This window comes from Streptosporangium sp. NPDC020145 (genome assembly GCF_040631275.1).
In the GTDB taxonomy this organism is placed as follows: Bacteria; Actinomycetota; Actinomycetes; order Streptosporangiales; family Streptosporangiaceae; genus Streptosporangium.
The window spans coordinates 21,164-37,460 of sequence record NZ_JBEXZT010000010.1 but is presented as its reverse complement, the minus strand read 5'-3'; the positions used below and the strand labels follow the sequence as shown (position 1 = coordinate 37,460).

General features: G+C 70.3%; 13 protein-coding genes. 5 read left to right on the top strand and 8 right to left on the bottom strand.

Features of this window, described 5'->3' with window-relative positions; all coding sequences use genetic code 11:
• Positions 1-165: 165 nt before the first annotated feature.
• Positions 166-1,932 carry a prolyl oligopeptidase family serine peptidase gene (locus tag ABZ463_RS19930; RefSeq protein ID WP_362777748.1) on the top strand — a complete coding sequence of 589 codons (1,767 nt, stop codon included), beginning with the start codon at positions 166-168 and terminating at the stop codon, positions 1,930-1,932.
• Between the two features lie 178 nt (positions 1,933-2,110).
• Here the strand turns inward: ABZ463_RS19930 and ABZ463_RS19925 are convergent, their stop codons facing one another.
• Entirely contained in the window at positions 2,111-3,649 is a 1,539-nt protein-coding gene (locus ABZ463_RS19925) for a GAF domain-containing SpoIIE family protein phosphatase (protein ID WP_352011094.1), read from the bottom strand.
• 121 nt (positions 3,650-3,770) lie between these two features.
• On the opposite strand from ABZ463_RS19925, the gene ABZ463_RS19920 reads away from it, so the two are divergent.
• Together ABZ463_RS19920 and ABZ463_RS19915 are read left to right on the top strand one after the other, a co-directional pair.
• On the top strand, positions 3,771-7,949 hold the full coding sequence (locus tag ABZ463_RS19920; RefSeq protein ID WP_352011095.1) for a HAMP domain-containing protein: 4,179 nt from the start codon (positions 3,771-3,773) through the stop codon (positions 7,947-7,949).
• Positions 7,950-8,582 (top strand): response regulator, encoded by a 633-nt coding sequence (locus ABZ463_RS19915; protein ID WP_362777744.1) that lies wholly within the window; start codon positions 7,950-7,952, stop codon positions 8,580-8,582.
• Between the two features lie 89 nt (positions 8,583-8,671).
• Here ABZ463_RS19915 and ABZ463_RS19910 read toward each other — a convergent pair whose 3' ends face one another.
• Positions 8,672-9,898: an NYN domain-containing protein gene (locus ABZ463_RS19910; protein ID WP_352011097.1), complete on the bottom strand. Its 1,227-nt coding sequence runs from the start codon at positions 9,896-9,898 to the stop codon at positions 8,672-8,674.
• Between the two features lie 267 nt (positions 9,899-10,165).
• Here ABZ463_RS19910 and pyrE point away from each other — a divergent pair, with 267 nt between their 5' ends.
• On the top strand, positions 10,166-10,702 hold the full coding sequence (gene pyrE, locus ABZ463_RS19905) for an orotate phosphoribosyltransferase (protein WP_362777740.1): 537 nt from the start codon (positions 10,166-10,168) through the stop codon (positions 10,700-10,702).
• Here the strand turns inward: pyrE and ABZ463_RS19900 are convergent, their stop codons facing one another.
• Positions 10,703-11,110 carry a hypothetical protein gene (locus tag ABZ463_RS19900; protein WP_352011099.1) on the bottom strand — a complete coding sequence of 136 codons (408 nt, stop codon included), beginning with the start codon at positions 11,108-11,110 and terminating at the stop codon, positions 10,703-10,705.
• Between the two features lie 88 nt (positions 11,111-11,198).
• Positions 11,199-11,918: a VTT domain-containing protein gene (locus ABZ463_RS19895; protein WP_352011100.1), complete on the bottom strand. Its 720-nt coding sequence runs from the start codon at positions 11,916-11,918 to the stop codon at positions 11,199-11,201.
• 167 nt (positions 11,919-12,085) lie between these two features.
• On the opposite strand from ABZ463_RS19895, the gene fbaA reads away from it, so the two are divergent.
• Complete coding sequence (gene fbaA, locus ABZ463_RS19890) at positions 12,086-13,108, top strand: class II fructose-bisphosphate aldolase (protein ID WP_352011101.1); 1,023 nt, start codon at positions 12,086-12,088, stop codon at positions 13,106-13,108.
• Positions 13,109-13,336: 228 nt separating this feature from the next.
• Here fbaA and ABZ463_RS19885 read toward each other — a convergent pair whose 3' ends face one another.
• Genes ABZ463_RS19885 through ABZ463_RS19870 form a run of 4 tightly spaced genes read right to left on the bottom strand, consistent with a single transcriptional unit; the run spans position 13,337 to position 16,288 of the window.
• On the bottom strand, positions 13,337-14,011 hold the full coding sequence (locus ABZ463_RS19885; protein ID WP_362777736.1) for an SDR family oxidoreductase: 675 nt from the start codon (positions 14,009-14,011) through the stop codon (positions 13,337-13,339).
• Entirely contained in the window at positions 14,008-14,829 is an 822-nt protein-coding gene (locus ABZ463_RS19880) for a GDSL-type esterase/lipase family protein (RefSeq protein WP_352011103.1), read from the bottom strand. Before ABZ463_RS19880 ends, ABZ463_RS19885 begins: the two co-directional genes overlap by 4 nt.
• Complete coding sequence (locus ABZ463_RS19875) at positions 14,826-15,536, bottom strand: hypothetical protein (protein ID WP_362777733.1); 711 nt, start codon at positions 15,534-15,536, stop codon at positions 14,826-14,828. Before ABZ463_RS19875 ends, ABZ463_RS19880 begins: the two co-directional genes overlap by 4 nt.
• Complete coding sequence (locus tag ABZ463_RS19870) at positions 15,533-16,288, bottom strand: SDR family NAD(P)-dependent oxidoreductase (protein WP_352011105.1); 756 nt, start codon at positions 16,286-16,288, stop codon at positions 15,533-15,535. Before ABZ463_RS19870 ends, ABZ463_RS19875 begins: the two co-directional genes overlap by 4 nt.
• Positions 16,289-16,297 lie beyond the last annotated feature (9 nt).

The window sequence follows — 16,297 nt, the reverse complement described above, 5'->3', positions numbered from 1 at the left end:
AACTTGACAGATGCCTCCGAGATTCGTGTTACTGGAGTGACATTTAGTCCGAAATTCCCACACATTAATGAAGCAAACCAGTGGTGGAGGCGACATACTGGACGGCAATCCGGCGAGCCCGCGCCTGGACGCTTGAAGCCACGCCTTGACGAGGGGAAGCGATATATGAAGGCGGAGGAACGCTGGCAATCCAGGTTCCGAGCGCCCCGCGTGACCTTGCCCGTGTGGGCGCGGCGGGCCCCCGCCAGGAACGTCTACCGGAGCAACGCCTCGGGCACCTGGGAGATCTACGCCTGGGACCGCACGACAGGCGCGACCCGCCAGGTGACCACGCGTCCCAAGGGCACCTCGCACGGCACGATCGACCCCACCGGGAAGTGGGTCTGGTGGTTCTCCGACACCGACGGTGACGAGTGGGGCGGCTGGATGCGCCAGCCCTTCTACGGCGGCCCCGACGAGCCCATCGACCTGGAGCCCGGCTTCCCCTCGGGAATCGCCCTGGCCGCGACGGGTGAGGCGGCCATCGGCATGGCCAGGCCCGGCGAGGGCTTCACCGTCAGCCTCGTACGGCCCGGCGAACCCGCCCGGGTGATCTACGAGCACGCCGAGGCCGCCTCCGTCGCCGCGATCTCCCTGGACGGCTCCCTCATCGCGATCAGCCACAGCGAGCACGGCGACTCGCGCCACCCCGCGCTGCGGGTGCTCAGACGCAACGGCACGGTGGTCGGCGACCTGCGCGACGGCGAGGGCAAGGGCGTGCTGGGCCTGCGCTTCGCGCCCGTGCTCGGCGACCGCAGGCTGCTGGCCCTGCACGAGCGCAGAGGCCGCAGGGAGCCCCTGGTCTGGGACCCGGAGACCGGCGACCAGCGGGAGATCTGGCTGCGCGACTCCGGTGAGATCACCGCCGACTGGTACGACGACGGCCGTTCCCTGCTGCTCGTGCGGGCCAACCGGGGCCGTACGTACCTGCACCACTACGACCTTCCCGGCGGCAGGATGTCCCCGATCGACACCCCGCACGGGGTGATCGACGGTGCCACGCCCCGGCCCGACGACTCCGTCGAGTACTCCTGGTCGAGCGGCGCCCACCCGCCGGTGATCAGGTCGACCAACGGCCACATCGTGGTGAGCCACGGCGGCCCGACCGCGCCGCTGTCCGTACCGGTCGAGGACCTGGACGTCGAGGGGCCCGGCGGGCGCATCCACGCCCTGGTCTCACGCCCGGAACGCGGCTCCGGCCCCTTCCCCACGGTCTTCCTGCTGCACGGCGGCCCGACCTCGCAGGACGACGACTCCTTCGTGCCTCAGGTGGCCGCCTGGGTCGACCACGGCTTCGCCGTCGTGCGGATCAACTACCGAGGCTCGACCGGGTACGGCTCCGCCTGGCGGGACGCCCTGGTCGGCGAGGTCGGCCACATCGAGCTGGCCGACGTGGCCGCGGTGCGGACCACCATGATCGAACGAGGTATCGCCGACCCCACCCGCCTCGTGCTGGCGGGCGCCTCCTGGGGCGGCTACCTCACGCTGCTCGGCCTGGGCACCCAGCCGGGGATGTGGGCGGCGGGCATCGCCACCGTGCCCATCGCCGACCACCTGGCCACCTACCGCGAGGAGACCGAGGCGCTGCGGGCCTACCACCGCGCCCTGCTCGGCGGCTCCCCCGAGGAACAGCCCGAACGCTACGCGAGGTGCTCCCCCATCACCTACGTCGACCAGGTCGAGGCCCCGGTGCTGATCCTGGCCGGAGAGAACGACCCCCGCTGCCCCATAGGACAGATCGAGACCTACGTCTCCCGCCTGGCCGAACGCGACCACCCCCACGAGGTCTACCGCTACGACGCCGGCCACGGCTCCCTGGTCGTCGCCGAACGCATCACCCAGATGTCCGCCCAACTCGACTTCGCCCGCAAACACATAACCCCAGGCCCCTGACCCCTCCGCGTGAAGAGTTCGGCTTGTGCTTCACCGGCCCTCAGCGTGAAGAGTGTCGGCTTGGGCGCGTCGGTGCTTGGACTGAGGAGTGAGGGAGCGAAGCGGACGAACGACGAGGGAAAGCACCGACCCGAAGCGCCCAAGCCCGCGACGCCGAAGGCGTCGCAAAGAAACACAATCACCTAGCTCTTAGAACCACGATCGCCAGGTCGTCCGCGCTGGGTTCCGTGGCGAAGTCCTGTACGGCGCGGCGGATCCGTTCGGCGACCGCCCGCGCGGACAGTCCCACGCACTCGGCGAACAGCTTGGCCAGTCCCCCGTCGTCGTCGAGCAGCCTGCCGCCCTGGCGGCGTTCGGTCACCCCGTCGGTCACCGCGAGCAGGACGTCGCCGGGGTCGAGGTGGACGAGCTGGGCCTTGAACGTCGCCTCGGGGAAGACGCCGAGCAGCGACTGGGAGGTCACCACCGTGTCCACGACGCCGCTCGGCCGCAGCCGTAGCGCCTCGGGGTGGCCCGCGGAGACCATGGAGACGTCCAGCCCGGTCGGCACCGGCTTGATCTCCCCGTGCAGCAGGGTCAGGAAGCGGGCGCGGTCGCCCTCTTCGAGGATGGCCTGGTTGAGGCGGTCGAGGACGGCGGCGACGCCGTACCCCTCTCTGGCGAGCAGGCGCAGGGTGTGGCGGGCGAGGCCGGTGACGGCGGCGGCCTCGGGGCCGGTGCCGCAGACGTCGCCGACCGCGAAGCGCCAGCAGTCGTCCCCGGCCGCGAACAGGTCGTAGAAGTCGCCGCCGACCTCGTTGGTCTCACCGGCGGGCTCGTAGACGACGGCCGGGTCGAGGCCCGGGATCTCGCCGGGTTCGTCGGGAGGCAGCAGGCTGCGCTGGAGCGCCCGGTTGGCCGCGGCCTGGGTGGCGTAGAGCCTGGCGTTGTCCATGGCGAGGGCGGCGCGGCGGCCGATGTCCTCGGCGTACTGGAAGACGTCCTCGGCGAAGTGGTCGGGGCGCCCCAGGCACATCGCGCCGAGTGCCCTGCCCCTGGCCAGCAGCGGGACGACGAGCACCTGCCAGTCGCCGAGCTGCATGGCGCCGCCCGCCTGCGGTATCTGGACGGTGGCGAGTTCCTCGCGCAGCCCGTCGATGCCGCGTTCGTCGGTGTGCCACAGGTAGGCGGGGCGCTGCGGGCCGCCGTTGTCGCTCCAGGTGTAGACGGCGCACCAGGTGGCCAGGCGGGGCACCACGATCTGCGAGATGATCGCGGGCACCATGTCGGGGTTGAGGGTCCCGGCGAGCAGGTCGCTGGCGTTGGCGAGGAAGCCCATCCAGAGCGGCCCGCGGCTCGGCTCCTCCGCCTTCCACTCGGCGGCCTGCCCCTCGGCCTCGCCGGACAGGCCCAGTACCGCCCAGTGGGTACGCTGGTCGTCGGTGAAGGTGACGCCCCACTCCTCCACCGGCACGGTCGGGCGTTCGAACGCCGGCTCCGAGGTGTCCTGCCGCCGCACCTCGATCCGCAGGCCGTCGCCGAGGTGACTCCAGACGACCTCGAACGGCGCGTCCCCGGCCTGGCGGGCGAACTCCGCGACCAGCCGCTCGGCGGGCGTGAGCAGGGACGCGGCCGCCCAGGCGGTCATCACCTCCATGGTGAACCGCCTGGCTGCCGGGACGGCCGTGTCTCCTGGGGCGAATGTCGCGGCCAGGACGGCGCGGGGAGCGTTCGTCACTGTTCCGTGCCTACCACACTTGCTGCTGACATGGGGTAAATCGAAGGCGGGACTCGGAGTTGCGCACCGTGACAGACTGGGATGACTCACGGCTGCGCCCCCCGGGAGTCAAGGAGGTCTCATGACCACGGCCAACACCGTGTCTGGCGTCGAAGAACGACGGTACACCGAATCGGACCTGCAGCCGATTCTCCAGACACTGATCACCTGGCGCGATGGCGATTTCCGCCGCCGGGTGCCGCATGCCCCGCCGGGCATCCTGAGCGAGATCCGCCTGCTGCTCAACGAGGTGGCCGACCGCCGTGAGCACCTCGCGAACGAGTTGCACCGGGTGCGCCGGGAGGTGGTGCGGGAGGGCCGCTTCGGTGAACGTCTCTCCCCCGGCCCCGGGGTCGGTTCGTGGACGGAGAGCGTCGATTCGGTGAACGCTCTGATCGACGCGTTGGTCGGCCCGGTCAGCGGGGCCGCGGACGTGATCGACGCGGTGGCCAAGGGCGACCTGTCGCGCAGGATCGACCTGGTTCGCGGTTCCCGGGGCGAGGTGCGCCGCCTCGGCAAGGCGATCAACGGCATGGTCGACCAGCTCTCGCTGTTCACCTCGGAGGTGACCCGGGTCGCGCGCGAGGTCGGCACCGAGGGTCGTCTGGGCGGCCGGGCGAACGTGCGGGGCATGTCGGGCAGCTGGAAGGACCTGACCGAGGCCGTGAACACGATGTCCAGCCGCGTCTCGGCGCAGGTGCGCGACATCGCGCTGGTCACGACGGCGGTCGCGAAGGGCGACCTGAGCCGCAAGGTCACCGTCGACGCGGTCGGCGAGATGTTCGAGCTGAAGACCACGGTCAACACGATGGTCGACCAGCTCTCGGCGTTCGCCGAGGAGGTCACCAGGGTGGCCCGTGAGGTCGGCACCGAGGGTGAGCTGGGCGGTCAGGCGCAGGTCCGCGGGGTCTCCGGCGTCTGGAAGGACCTCACCGACAACGTCAACTTCATGGCGGGCAACCTGACGACGCAGGTCCGCGCGATCGCCTCCGTCGCCACGGCGGTGGCGCAGGGCGACCTGTCGAAGAAGATCACCGCCGACGCCCAGGGCGAGATCCTCCAGCTCAAGGACACCCTCAACACGATGGTGGACCAGCTGTCCATGTTCGCCGACGAGGTCACCCGCGTCGCCCGCGAAGTGGGCACCGAGGGACAGCTCGGCGGCCAGGCCCGCGTCCGAGGCGTCTCCGGCGTCTGGAAGGACCTCACCGACAACGTCAACTTCATGGCGAACAACCTGACCTACCAGGTCCGTAACATCGCCGAGGTCACCACGGCCGTCGCCAACGGCGACCTGACCAGGAAGATCGACGTCGACGCCCAGGGTGAGATCCTGGCCCTGAAGACCACCATCAACACCATGGTCGACCAGTTGTCCTCCTTCGCCTCCGAGGTGAGCCGGGTGGCGCGCGAGGTCGGCACCGAGGGGCAGCTCGGCGGTCAGGCGCAGGTTCCCGGCATCTCGGGCACCTGGAAGGACCTGACGGACAACGTCAACGTCATGGCCAACAACCTCACCACGCAGGTCCGGCAGATCGCGGCCGTCTCGACCGCGGTGGCGCAGGGCAACCTGTCCAAGAAGATCACCGCCGACGCGCAAGGTGAGATCCTCCAGCTCAAGGACACCCTCAACACGATGGTGGACCAGCTGTCCATGTTCGCCGACGAGGTCACCCGCGTCGCCCGCGAGGTCGGCACCGAGGGACAGCTCGGCGGCCAGGCCCGCGTCCGAGGCGTCTCCGGCGTCTGGAAGGACCTCACCGACAACGTCAACTCGATGGCGAACAACCTGACCTACCAGGTCCGCAACATCGCCGAGGTCACCACCGCCGTCGCCAACGGCAACCTCACCCGCAAGATCGACGTGAACGCCCAGGGCGAGATCCTGGCCCTGAAGACCACCATCAACACCATGGTCGACCAGCTGTCCTCCTTCGCCTCCGAGGTCACCCGGGTCGCCCGTGAGGTGGGTTCGGAGGGCAAGCTCGGCGGCCAGGCCCGGGTCGAGGGCGTCGAGGGCATCTGGCGGCGGCTCACCGAGAACGTCAACGAGCTCGCGGGCCGCCTGACCACGCAGGTCCGCGCGATCGCCGAGGTCACCACGGCCGTGGCCAGGGGTGACCTGACCCGTTCGATCACCGTGGACGCCGGGGGTGAGATCGGCGAGCTGAAGGACAACATCAACACGATGGTGTCCAACCTGCGCGACACCACGAAGGCCAACCAGGAGCAGGACTGGCTGAAGTCCAACCTGGCCAGGATCTCGCGTCTGATGCAGGGCCACCGCGACCTGATGGAGGTCGCCAGGCTGATCATGAGCGAGCTGACCCCGCTGGTCGCGGCCCACTACGGCGCCTTCTACCTCGCCGACCCGTCCGGTGACCACGACCTGCACCTGATCGCCGGGTACGGCGCCCGCCCCGGTTCGCGGATCAGGCAGCGCTTCGCGACCGGCGAGGGCATCGTGGGGCAGGCCGCCATGGACGGCAAGGGCATCTTCCTGGGAGAGGTCCCCGCCCGATACCTGACCGTGGACACCGGGTTGAGCAGTTCGGTGCCCGCCCAGATCATCGTGTTGCCCGTCCTGTTCGAGACGCAGGTCCTGGGAGTGCTCGAACTGGCCTCCTTCAGCCAGTTCAGTGAGATACACCATGACTTCATGAACCAGCTCGTCGAGACAATCGGCGTCACGATGAACACGATCATCGCCAACTCCCGGACGCAGGACCTGCTGACCGAGTCGCAGCGTCTGACCACCGAGCTCCGTGAACGCTCCGACGAGCTCCAGCGCCAGCAGGAGGAGCTGCGCCGCTCCAACGCCGAGCTTGAGGACAAGGCCGCCCTGCTGGCCAAGCAGAACCGCGCCATCGAGATCCAGAACTTCCAGATCGAGCAGGCGCGCCGTACGTTGGAGGAGCGGGCCGAGCAGCTGGCGGTCTCCTCCCGCTACAAGACCGAGTTCCTGGCCAACATGTCCCACGAGCTGCGCACCCCGCTGAACAGCCTGCTGGTGCTGGCCAAGCTGCTCACCGAGAACGCCGAGGGCAACCTCACCGTGCAGCAGGTCGAGTTCGCCAAGACCATCCACGGCGCGGGTTCCGCCCTGCTCCAGCTGATCAACGACATCCTCGACCTGTCGAAGGTCGAGGCGGGGCGGATGGACATCCATCCGCAGCGCATCTCGCTGCCCAAGCTCGTCGACTACTTCGAGGCGACCTTCGCCCCGCTGGCGCAGGACAAGGGGCTGTCGTTCGCGGTCGAGGTCGACCCCTCGGTCCCGCAGGAGCTGCGCACCGACGAGCAGCGCCTGCAGCAGGTGCTGCGCAACCTGCTGTCCAACGCGATCAAGTTCACCCCCAAGGGCGAGGTACGGCTGCGCGTCGTCCGCGCCCCCTCGAACGTCCCCTACGTCGACGACACCCTGCGTGGCGCCGAGGGCACCCTGGCCTTCGAGGTGATCGACACCGGCATCGGCATCGCCGCCGACAAGCTGGAGTTCATCTTCGAGGCGTTCCGGCAGGCCGACGGGACGACCAGCCGCAAGTACGGCGGCACCGGCCTCGGTCTGTCGATCTGCCGGGAGATCGCCCGCCTGCTCGGCGGTGAGATCCACGTCGCCAGCGAGGTCGGGCAGGGCAGCACCTTCACGCTGTACCTCCCGCCCTCCTACGTCGGCCCGCTGGCCTCACGGGACGGCGGCGCCGCCGTCTCCGAGACGCTGCCGCGCGGCCAGACGATCGTGGGGGTGGCCGAGGAGCCCGAGGAGCTGCCCGAGATCCCGATGCCGGAGGAGATGCCGGTCTCGCACTTCCCGAAGCAGGAGACCAAGACGTGGAAGGGCGACGATCCGCTCACCGGGACCAAGATCCTGATCGTGGACGACGACATCCGCAACGTGTTCGCGCTGACCAGCGTGCTCGAACGGCACGGCGCCACGGTCGTCTTCGCGGAGAACGGCCGTGAGGGCATCGAGCAGCTCGAACGCAACGAGGACGTCGCCCTCGTGCTGATGGACATCATGATGCCCGAGATGGACGGTTGGGCGACCACGTCGGCGATCCGCCGGATGCCCCAGTTCGCCGAGTTGCCGATCATCGCGCTGACCGCCAAGGTCATGCGCGGCGACCGGGAGAAGAGCATAGCCTCGGGTGCCTCGGATTACGTTCCCAAGCCCGTGGACGTCGACCGGCTACTGGAACGGCTGCGCGGCTGGCTCACCAGGGGCAGGCCGGCGGACGACTCCAACGAAGGGGCACAGTAGATGGCGGACCGCGCCAAGATCCTCCTGGTCGACGACCGGGAGGAGAACCTCATCGCGCTTGAGGCGATCCTCAGTTCGCTCGATCTGGTGCCCGTACGGGCCAGATCGGGAGAGGAGGCGTTGAAGGCCCTGCTCAACACGGAGTTCGCACTGATCCTGCTGGATGTGCGAATGCCCGGCATGGATGGGTTCGAGACCGCCTCGCACATCAAGCGCCGTGAGCGTACCCGCAACATCCCCATCATCTTCCTGACGGTGGTGGACAGCGCCCCCGACTACGCCTTCCGCAGTTACGCGGCCGGGGCGGTCGACTATCTCACCAAGCCGTTCGACCCCTGGGTGTTGCGGGCCAAAGTCGCGGTCTTCGTCGAGCTGTACAACATGAACCGCCGTCTGGCCGAGCAGGCCTTCATGCTCCGTGACCGGCTGGCCTCCGAGATCCCCTCGGGGGAGGCCGACGTCCATACGGCCGTGCTGCCGGAGCTGTCCGGGCGGCTGACGGCCGTTGAGGAGGAGCTCGCCCGGGTCGTCGAGCTGGCCCGCAAGAGTGGCGACCCGAACCTCGTCGGCCCCCTGTCCGACCTCTCCCACCGTCTCAACCATCTCAGGGCCGGTTTCGACGCCCTCTCCTGACACGGATCATGAGGCCGCCGGGGACCTTCCCCGGCGGCCTCACCGTTTTCAGGCGACGGCTTTCACGCGGCGGCCCCGGGGCCGGGAACCTAGCGGCGGGCGCGTTCCAGGGCGTCCCAGAAGCCCCGGCGCAGGGCGTGACGGACCTCGTCGTGCAGCAGGAAGTCGATCGGCAGGGAGGAGCCCTGCAGGAGGCGGGCCTCAAGGTCGGAGGGCATCCGTGGCTTGCGGGCGAGCACGGCCTCAAGCCACAGGGCCGGGGCGTCCTTGGCGACGGACTCGCCGAAGTCGTATCCCTCCTTGTGCGCGGCCTTCACCGCCTCGGAGAGGGTGGTCGTGCCGTTGCCGCCCGTGCTCTGCTGCGGGACGGGCGCGGGGTGCGGCCCGGTGTAGGCGCCCATCTGACCCGGCCGGTAGGCCGAGGGCCCGCCGGTGCCCGCCGAGCCGTACGGCGGCTGCGGCGAGCCCGCCGAACCGCCCTGGCCGGACGAGGCGGGCGGGGCCGGAGCCTGCTGCTGCGGCTGCGGTTGCGACTGGGGGACGGGCGGCGCCGGGGGCGCGGGCGGAGGCGGCTCGGTCGAGTAGCCGGGATAGGTGGGCAGCGCGTGGGCGGCCCGCGAGGGCGGGACGGCGGGCATGGGGCCGGTCTGCGAGGGCCCGGTGCCGAGGGAGACCACGGGGGCCTGCCCGTTCGCACTCGTCCTGCCGCCGGTGGGCAGCGCGGGGGTCTCGGTCGTCGCCGAGGTCACCGCGGGGGTGACCGTGACGCCGACCGAGACGCTCGACGTCACGGTGACGTACGGCCTCAGATGGGAGGCGCTGATCTCGATCAGGTCGTCGCACTCCTGGCGGAGCGAGCGCGAGACGGCCCAGCTGCCGTCCGCGGTGATGTGCACGACGGTGACCCGGACCCCGAAGTCCTGGGCGTCGCACACGACCTGGGCCAGGTCCTCGTCGCCGCTGACCACGACCGCGTCGCAGACCGCGCCGTTGCGCGCCAGGGTCATCAGGTCGCGGTGGACCTGGGCGTCCACACCCTCGCGGCGGCCGGGACGGATGCGGGACAGGCGGAGCTTGAGCCCGGGAAGGTCGGCCAGCGCGTCATGCTCGGGAGTGCGACGGCCCTCGACGGTGGCCTCGTACCAGTAGCAGCGCAGCAGCGGCAGGCCGGTGCGTTCCCTGGAGAGTTCGTTGAGCAGGGAGAGCAGTCCCCGGTAGTCCCACGAGACCTCCTCCCGATGACGGGTACTGTGCACCGCCATAGCGCCGTCGGCCAGCAGATATCCAGCGTCCACGAAAAGCGCGCAGCGATCCACGCGAAACCGCCCTTTCTTGCGTGGCCCGGCCCTTCCGGCTCACAAACGCCTGAAAGAACCCCTTGAGAGACCAGAACAGGCGGCCCTTTCTCAGGGTAATCAAGCCGCTGATCGTCCGAGGGTGAATCCCGACGATTCGACCCGCGCATGACCATACGCCGGAGGGTTTACGCAGACCGTACCAGTTTGTCCCGTTCTTGAGGCCCCCGCGGCACGTGGATTCGCCCGCCGCACGAGGCTCTCGGCGGCCACCCTAACCTTGTTGCCATGAGCGATCGCGAGAACCTGCTGACCGAGATCAAGGACAAGGGCGTCGTGCACGGAAAGGTCGTGCTGTCCTCCGGCAAGGAGGCCGACTTCTACGTGGACATGCGCAGGGTGACCCTCGACGGGCACGCGGCGCCGCTGGTCGGCCGGGTCATGCTGGACCTCACGGAGGACCTCGACTACGAGGCCGTCGGCGGGCTGACGCTGGGCGCCGACCCGGTGGCCACGGCCATGCTGCACGCCGCGGCGGCGCGGGGCCGCAGGCTCGACGCCTTCGTCGTCCGCAAGGCGCAGAAGGCGCACGGCATGCAGCGCAGGATCGAGGGGCCGGACGTGGCCGGGCGGCGGGTGCTGGCCGTCGAGGACACCTCGACGACCGGTGGTTCCCCGCTGACGGCGGTCGAGGCGCTGCGCGAGGCGGGCGCCGAGGTCGTCGCGGTCGCCACGATCGTGGACCGTGGCGCGGCCTCGGCGATCGCCGCCGCCGGCCTGCCGTACCTGACCGCCTACACCCTCGGGGACCTCGGCCTGGCCTGATCAGTCACGGGAGACGGTGAACTCCTGGCGCTTCCCCGGACTGCCCGGGGGGCGCTCCTCCCCGTTCACCAGCACCTTGACCGAGGCGGAGTCGGCCAGCACCACTTCGAGCTTCCGCTCGAAGGAACGGACCTGCTCGCCGTCGTCCATCTCCCGGTTGATCAGCACGTCGCCCCCGGCCTCCTTCAGGAAGACCGTGGGGCAACGTTCCCGTACACACCGCACCACGACCGTGGGCACCCGCCGCGGCGAGGCGGCGGAGGGCTCAGGGGACGGCGGAGTGACGGTCGGCGTCGGCTTCGGGGCCGCGACGGAGAGCGCTCCCGACAGGGACCTGACGCCGATCACGACCAAGGCGACGAGCGCCAGCACCGCCAGAGCCGCGAGGCCGAGGCGCGCTATACCCATCGGATCAGACCTGTGGCGTCCCACAGTGTGGAGAGTAGCGGCAGGCAGCGGACCTGGGAGGGGCTTCGGCCGGACTGAGGAAGAACGGTCAGAGACCGGGCTCACCAGGGGTGCCGGTCGGCGCGCCCCGGTGGTGCCTGCCCTGCGGAGTCTGTACGGCCTTGCCCTCCTTGCGGCTCTTCAGGACCTCCCGAATGATCGGGATGACGGACAGCAGGATGATCACAAGGGCGCCCGGCAGGATGTACCTGTCGACGTTGGGCACCGCGGAGCCGACCAGGCGGCCGAAGATCAACAGGCTGTCGGTCCACAGCACGGCGCCGACGCAGTTCCACAGGAAGAACCGCTTGGCGTCCATGCCGAGCGTGCCCGCGACGGGGTTCAGGAACGTCCGCACGATCGGGATGAACCTGGCGATGACCACCGCCCTGGCCGGGCCGAACCGCTGGAAGTAGTATTCGGCCTTCTCCACGTACTCCCGCTTGAAGAGCCGGGAGTCGGGCCGGTCGAACATCTTGCGGCCGTATCTGGCGCCGAGGTGGTGGCCGAGCTGGGCCCCCACGATCGCGCAGAGGGGAGCCAGGACGAGCAGCACCGGGAACGAGAGCGGTTCCAGGCCGGGTATGGCCTTGGCCGCCTCGGCCGTGCTGAACACCCCCGCCGCGACGAGCAGCGAGTCACCTGGCAGGAAGAAGCCGAGCAGCAGCCCGGTCTCGGCGAAGATGATGCCGAGCACGCCGATGGTGGCGAACGGGCCGAGAAGGCCGAGCCACCACTTCGGGTCGAGGATGTTATGCAGGAGGTCCATCGGCGTGAAGCCTACCCGGGCAAAGCCCCCGGATCGAGAGATCTTCGCGGGCACAAGTGTTGCCCGGACTGTCCGGCTGGGAAGGAACCCGGAATACTGGCTGAGGGCCTGGCCCCGGCCGGACCCCGCGCCAGCAGTTCACCGCCGTCTCTAGGGAGATGACACCGATGCCCATCGCGACTCCAGAGGTCTACGCTGAGATGCTCAACCGGGCCAAGGCCGGTGAGTTCGCCTACCCGGCGATCAACGTGACCTCGTCCCAGACCCTCAACGCCGCGCTCAGAGGGTTCGCCGAGGCGGAGAGCGACGGCATCATCCAGGTTTCGACCGGTGGCGCCGAATTCCTCTCCGGAACCACCGTCAAGGACATGGTGACCGGCGCGACCGCGCTGGCGGAGTACGCCAGGGTCGTCGCGGCCAAGTACCCCGTGACGGTCGCCCTGCACACCGACCACTGCCCCAAGGACAAGCTCCCCGGCTTCGTGCGGCCGCTGCTGGACATCTCCCTCGAACGCGTCGCCCGCGGCCAGGACCCGTTGTTCCAGTCGCACATGTGGGACGGCTCCGCCGTACCGCTTGAGGAGAACCTGGACATCGCGCAGGAGCTGCTGGACAAGACCGCCCGCGCGAAGATCGTCCTTGAGGTGGAGATCGGCGTCGTCGGCGGCGAGGAGGACGGCGTCGTCGGAGAGATCAACGAGAAGCTCTACACCACGGCCGAGGACGCCCTGGCCACCGCCGACGCCCTCGGTCTGGGCGAGCGGGGCCGCTACATGCTGGCGGCGACCTTCGGCAACGTGCACGGCGTCTACAAGCCGGGCCACGTCAAGCTCCGTCCCGGCGTGCTGAAGGAGATCCAGGAGGCCGTCGGCACGAAGTACGGCAAGGAGAAGCCCTTCGACCTGGTCTTCCACGGCGGTTCCGGTTCGCTGCTCGAAGAGATCCACGAGGCGATCTCGTACGGCGTGATCAAGATGAACATCGACACCGACACGCAGTACGCCTTCACCCGCCCGATCGCCGACCACATGTTCAAGAACTACGACGGCGTGCTCAAGGTGGACGGCGACGTCGGCAACAAGAAGGCCTACGACCCCCGTTCGTACGGCAAGGCGGCCGAGACCTCCATGGCGGACCGTATCGCCGAGGCCTGCCGGCACCTGAAGTCCGCGGGCACCAGGCTCACCTGAGCCTGGGCCTGAGTCCTTCGAGCCCGGGTCCGCGTTCGGACCCGGGCTCCTCTCGTCCGGAGATCCCGGCGGCCCGCCCCGTCCGGAGGCCCTGACCGGCCGCTTCGTTCGGAGGCTCCGGCGGGTCACCTCGTTCGGAGATCCCGGCGGCCCGCCTCGTTCGGGGTTGACGGCGGACCGCCGGGAAACCGTTTCCGGCCCACCCCCGTCGAGGGGCCGGACACCGGGTCACGAACCGACCTCGACCGTCCTTCCCCAGGTCTCCCGGTCCTCGACGTGCCCGATCATGTAGTCGGCCAGGTCCGCCCTGGAGACGCTGCGCAGTCCCTCCAGGTGGCCGTCGATCGCGGCGCGGGGGTGCCCGGTCGCCGGTTTGTCGGTGAGCATGGGCGGGCGGATGATCGTCCAGTCCACGGAGCCCGCCTTGACGAGGCGTTCCATGGCTGCCATGTCGGCGTAGCCGTACCGGTAGAGGCGCTGGATGACAAGCCTGGTGACCAGGCGCTGGGCCAAGGGGGTTCCCGGTGGGATCTCCAGGCCCGCGGACGACAGGCACAGCAGCCGCCGTACCCCGGTGCCGAGCATGGCGTCGATGATGTTGGACGTGCCCCGCGAGTAGACGGTCGTGGGGTGTTTGCGGTCCCTGCTGCCCAGGCAGGACAGGACCGCGTCGTGGCCGCCGACGTCCTGCCGCCATGTCGCGGGTTCCAGGACGTCGCCCCGGACCACGGTCAGCCGGGGGTCCCCACCCACAGCACCACCGACAGCCCCACCCACGGCACCGCCCGCGCCGAGCCTCGCCGGGTCCCGCACGACGGCGGTGACGTCGTGACCGGCGTCGAGGGCCCGGACCACGACCTGCAGGCCGGTGCCGCCCGTCGCGCCGAAGACGATCAGCTTCACGTGAGGTCCGCGAGGGTCTCGACCACGGCGACGGCCAGGGCCCGCTGGCCCGCGAGGGACAGGTGCACCCCGTCGTCGAGGTGGGCGTGGGCGCCCTCTTTCGCGACGGCGGGGCCGCCGCCGACCACGGGCTCCGGCTGGGCGGCCAGGAAGGCGCCCACGGGGTCGAGGTCGCGGTCGCTCCAGGAGAAGCCGCCCTGCAGGAACGGCTGGTAGGCCGCGACCCGCGCGTCGTCGATCGGGCTCGGCGCGACCCACACCCAGCGGGCTCCGGTGCGCGCGGTGACGATGTCGCGCAGCGCTCCCAGGTTGCGGCCGGTCTCGGCGGGGCTGACCAGGATCGGCCCCTCGGGGCCGCCGAAGCGCCGCACGTCGTTGGCACCCAGCATGCACAGCACCCAGTCGGGCCGCTGGAAGGCCACCGCGGGCGAGCCGGCCAGGGCCTGGGTGCTCGTCTGCCCGGAGACGGCCGTGTTCACCAGGACGATCCCGTCGCCGGGACGCCGCAGGGCGAGGAGGTGGCGCAGGATCTCGAACCAGGACAGCAGGTCGTCGGTCGTGCTCTCGCCGACGGCCACGACGCGCAGGCCGGGTTCGAAGGGCAGCCTGTCCACCTTCGCGGCGAACGCCGGGTCGTCGAGCAGTTCCTCCGCCGTCCGGCGCACCTGGTCCTCGTGGTCGCGGCGTATCCGCAGGTAGGCGTCCTCGTCGAGACCGAAGAGCGCGGCGACGCGGGTGTCGTCGAGCCCGCCGAGATAGCCGAGGACCTTCTCCGGGTGCTGGAACCTGATGAGCTTTTCGAGTATCGCGGTGTTCACGGGGTCTCCTTCGTGACGGTCGGGCGGCCGTTGCCGCGGGTCCGGGTACGGGGCAGCAGGAATCCGGCGGCCACCAGCCAGGCCATGCCGCCGAAACGGGCCACGGGCAGCAGTACGGCCAGCCCGGTCAGCGGGATGACGAGGGTGGTCAGCTCGGCCACCACGGCGATCACCAGGCCGGCCAGCGCGAACGGGCGCGGCAGCAGCCCGGCCAGCCAGCCCGGTACGGCGACGCCCGCGATGAGCAGTCCCAGGAAGACGACGTGCCCGACGCCGCCGGCGGCGAAGGCCAGGAAGTGCAGCGCGCGGACCACACCGGGCTCCGCGATCACCTCGGGGCGCGAGAGCGTCCAGCTGAACAGCGCGGACATGGTCAGCATGACCGAGGCGAGCGCGCCGCCCGTCAGGGCGATGACGGCGCCGGGCGCGCGGACGCCGAGGTTGTGCAGCCGGGCCGAGGCGGTCGCGGCGTAGACGGCCAGCGGGACCGAGGCGGCGAACTGCAGGAACCCGGTCACCGCGACGGCGTTGCCGTTCTCCCTGAAGTAGTCGACGACCCCGTCCCTGAAGGGCGAGGGGAAGGTCGCGCCGCCCGCCATGATCGTGCTGACGATGATCCCGGCCAGGAACAGCACGGTGAACACGACGCCGAGGACGCTCAGCGGAGGGCCGCCCTGGCCGTTGCGCCGTACGGTCGTCTCGCTCACACGATCACCCGGCCGCCGGTCAGGTCGAGGGTGACCCCGGTCACCCAGGACGAGGCGTCCGAGACGAGGTACAGGACGGCCTGGGCGACGTCCTCGGGACGCCCGATGCGGCCCAGGGGGTAGGAGGCGGCCAGCCCGTCGAGTTGCTCGTCGGACATGAACCGCCGCATGCGTTCGTTGAGCACGGCCGAGGGGGCCACGCAGTTGACGCGGACGCCGTGCCCGCCGACCTCGTTGGCCAGGTGTTTGGTGAACATCACCACCCCGGCCTTCGCGGCGGCGTAGGCGGCGTTCGCCCCGCCGGGGTGGCGTCCCGCCGTCGAGGACATGGTGACGATCGCGCCCCGGCCCCGCTCGACCATGGCGGGCAGGAACGCGGAGACCGTCAGGTAGACCGAGGTCAGGTCGGACTCGATGACCGCGCGCCAGCGGGCGGCCCCGAGATCGGCCGTGGGGGCGGGCGCCCCGGAGCCGCCCGCGAAGGCGGCGAGGATCTCGACCCGCCCGAGCTCGCGTTCGATCCGCTCGCGCATGGCCGACACCTGGTCCTCGTCGGTGACGTCCGCGGGTACGGCAAGCGCCGTACCTCCCCGTGCGGTGATGTCGGCGACGACCTCGTCGATCGCCGCCCGGTCGCGGCCGTTCACCGCGACCTTCGCGCCGCTGGCCGCCAGGACACGGGAGGTCTCGGCACCGATCCCCCGTGAGCCGCCGGTCACCAGCGCGACCCTGCCCGTCATGTCGTGGGACACGCTCTTCTC

Bases quoted from the DNA above. Each gene is read 5' to 3' on its own strand.
- pyrE (WP_362777740.1), top strand. From the start codon at position 10,166: ATGAGCGATCGCGAGAACCTGCTGACCGAGATCAAGGACAAGGGCGTC.
- fbaA (WP_352011101.1), top strand. From the start codon at position 12,086: ATGCCCATCGCGACTCCAGAGGTCTACGCTGAGATGCTCAACCGGGCC.
- ABZ463_RS19900 (WP_352011099.1), bottom strand. From the start codon at position 11,110: ATGGGTATAGCGCGCCTCGGCCTCGCGGCTCTGGCGGTGCTGGCGCTC.
- ABZ463_RS19895 (WP_352011100.1), bottom strand. From the start codon at position 11,918: ATGGACCTCCTGCATAACATCCTCGACCCGAAGTGGTGGCTCGGCCTT.
- ABZ463_RS19915 (WP_362777744.1), top strand. From the start codon at position 7,950: ATGGCGGACCGCGCCAAGATCCTCCTGGTCGACGACCGGGAGGAGAAC.
- ABZ463_RS19930 (WP_362777748.1), top strand. From the start codon at position 166: ATGAAGGCGGAGGAACGCTGGCAATCCAGGTTCCGAGCGCCCCGCGTG.
- ABZ463_RS19920 (WP_352011095.1), top strand. From the start codon at position 3,771: ATGACCACGGCCAACACCGTGTCTGGCGTCGAAGAACGACGGTACACC.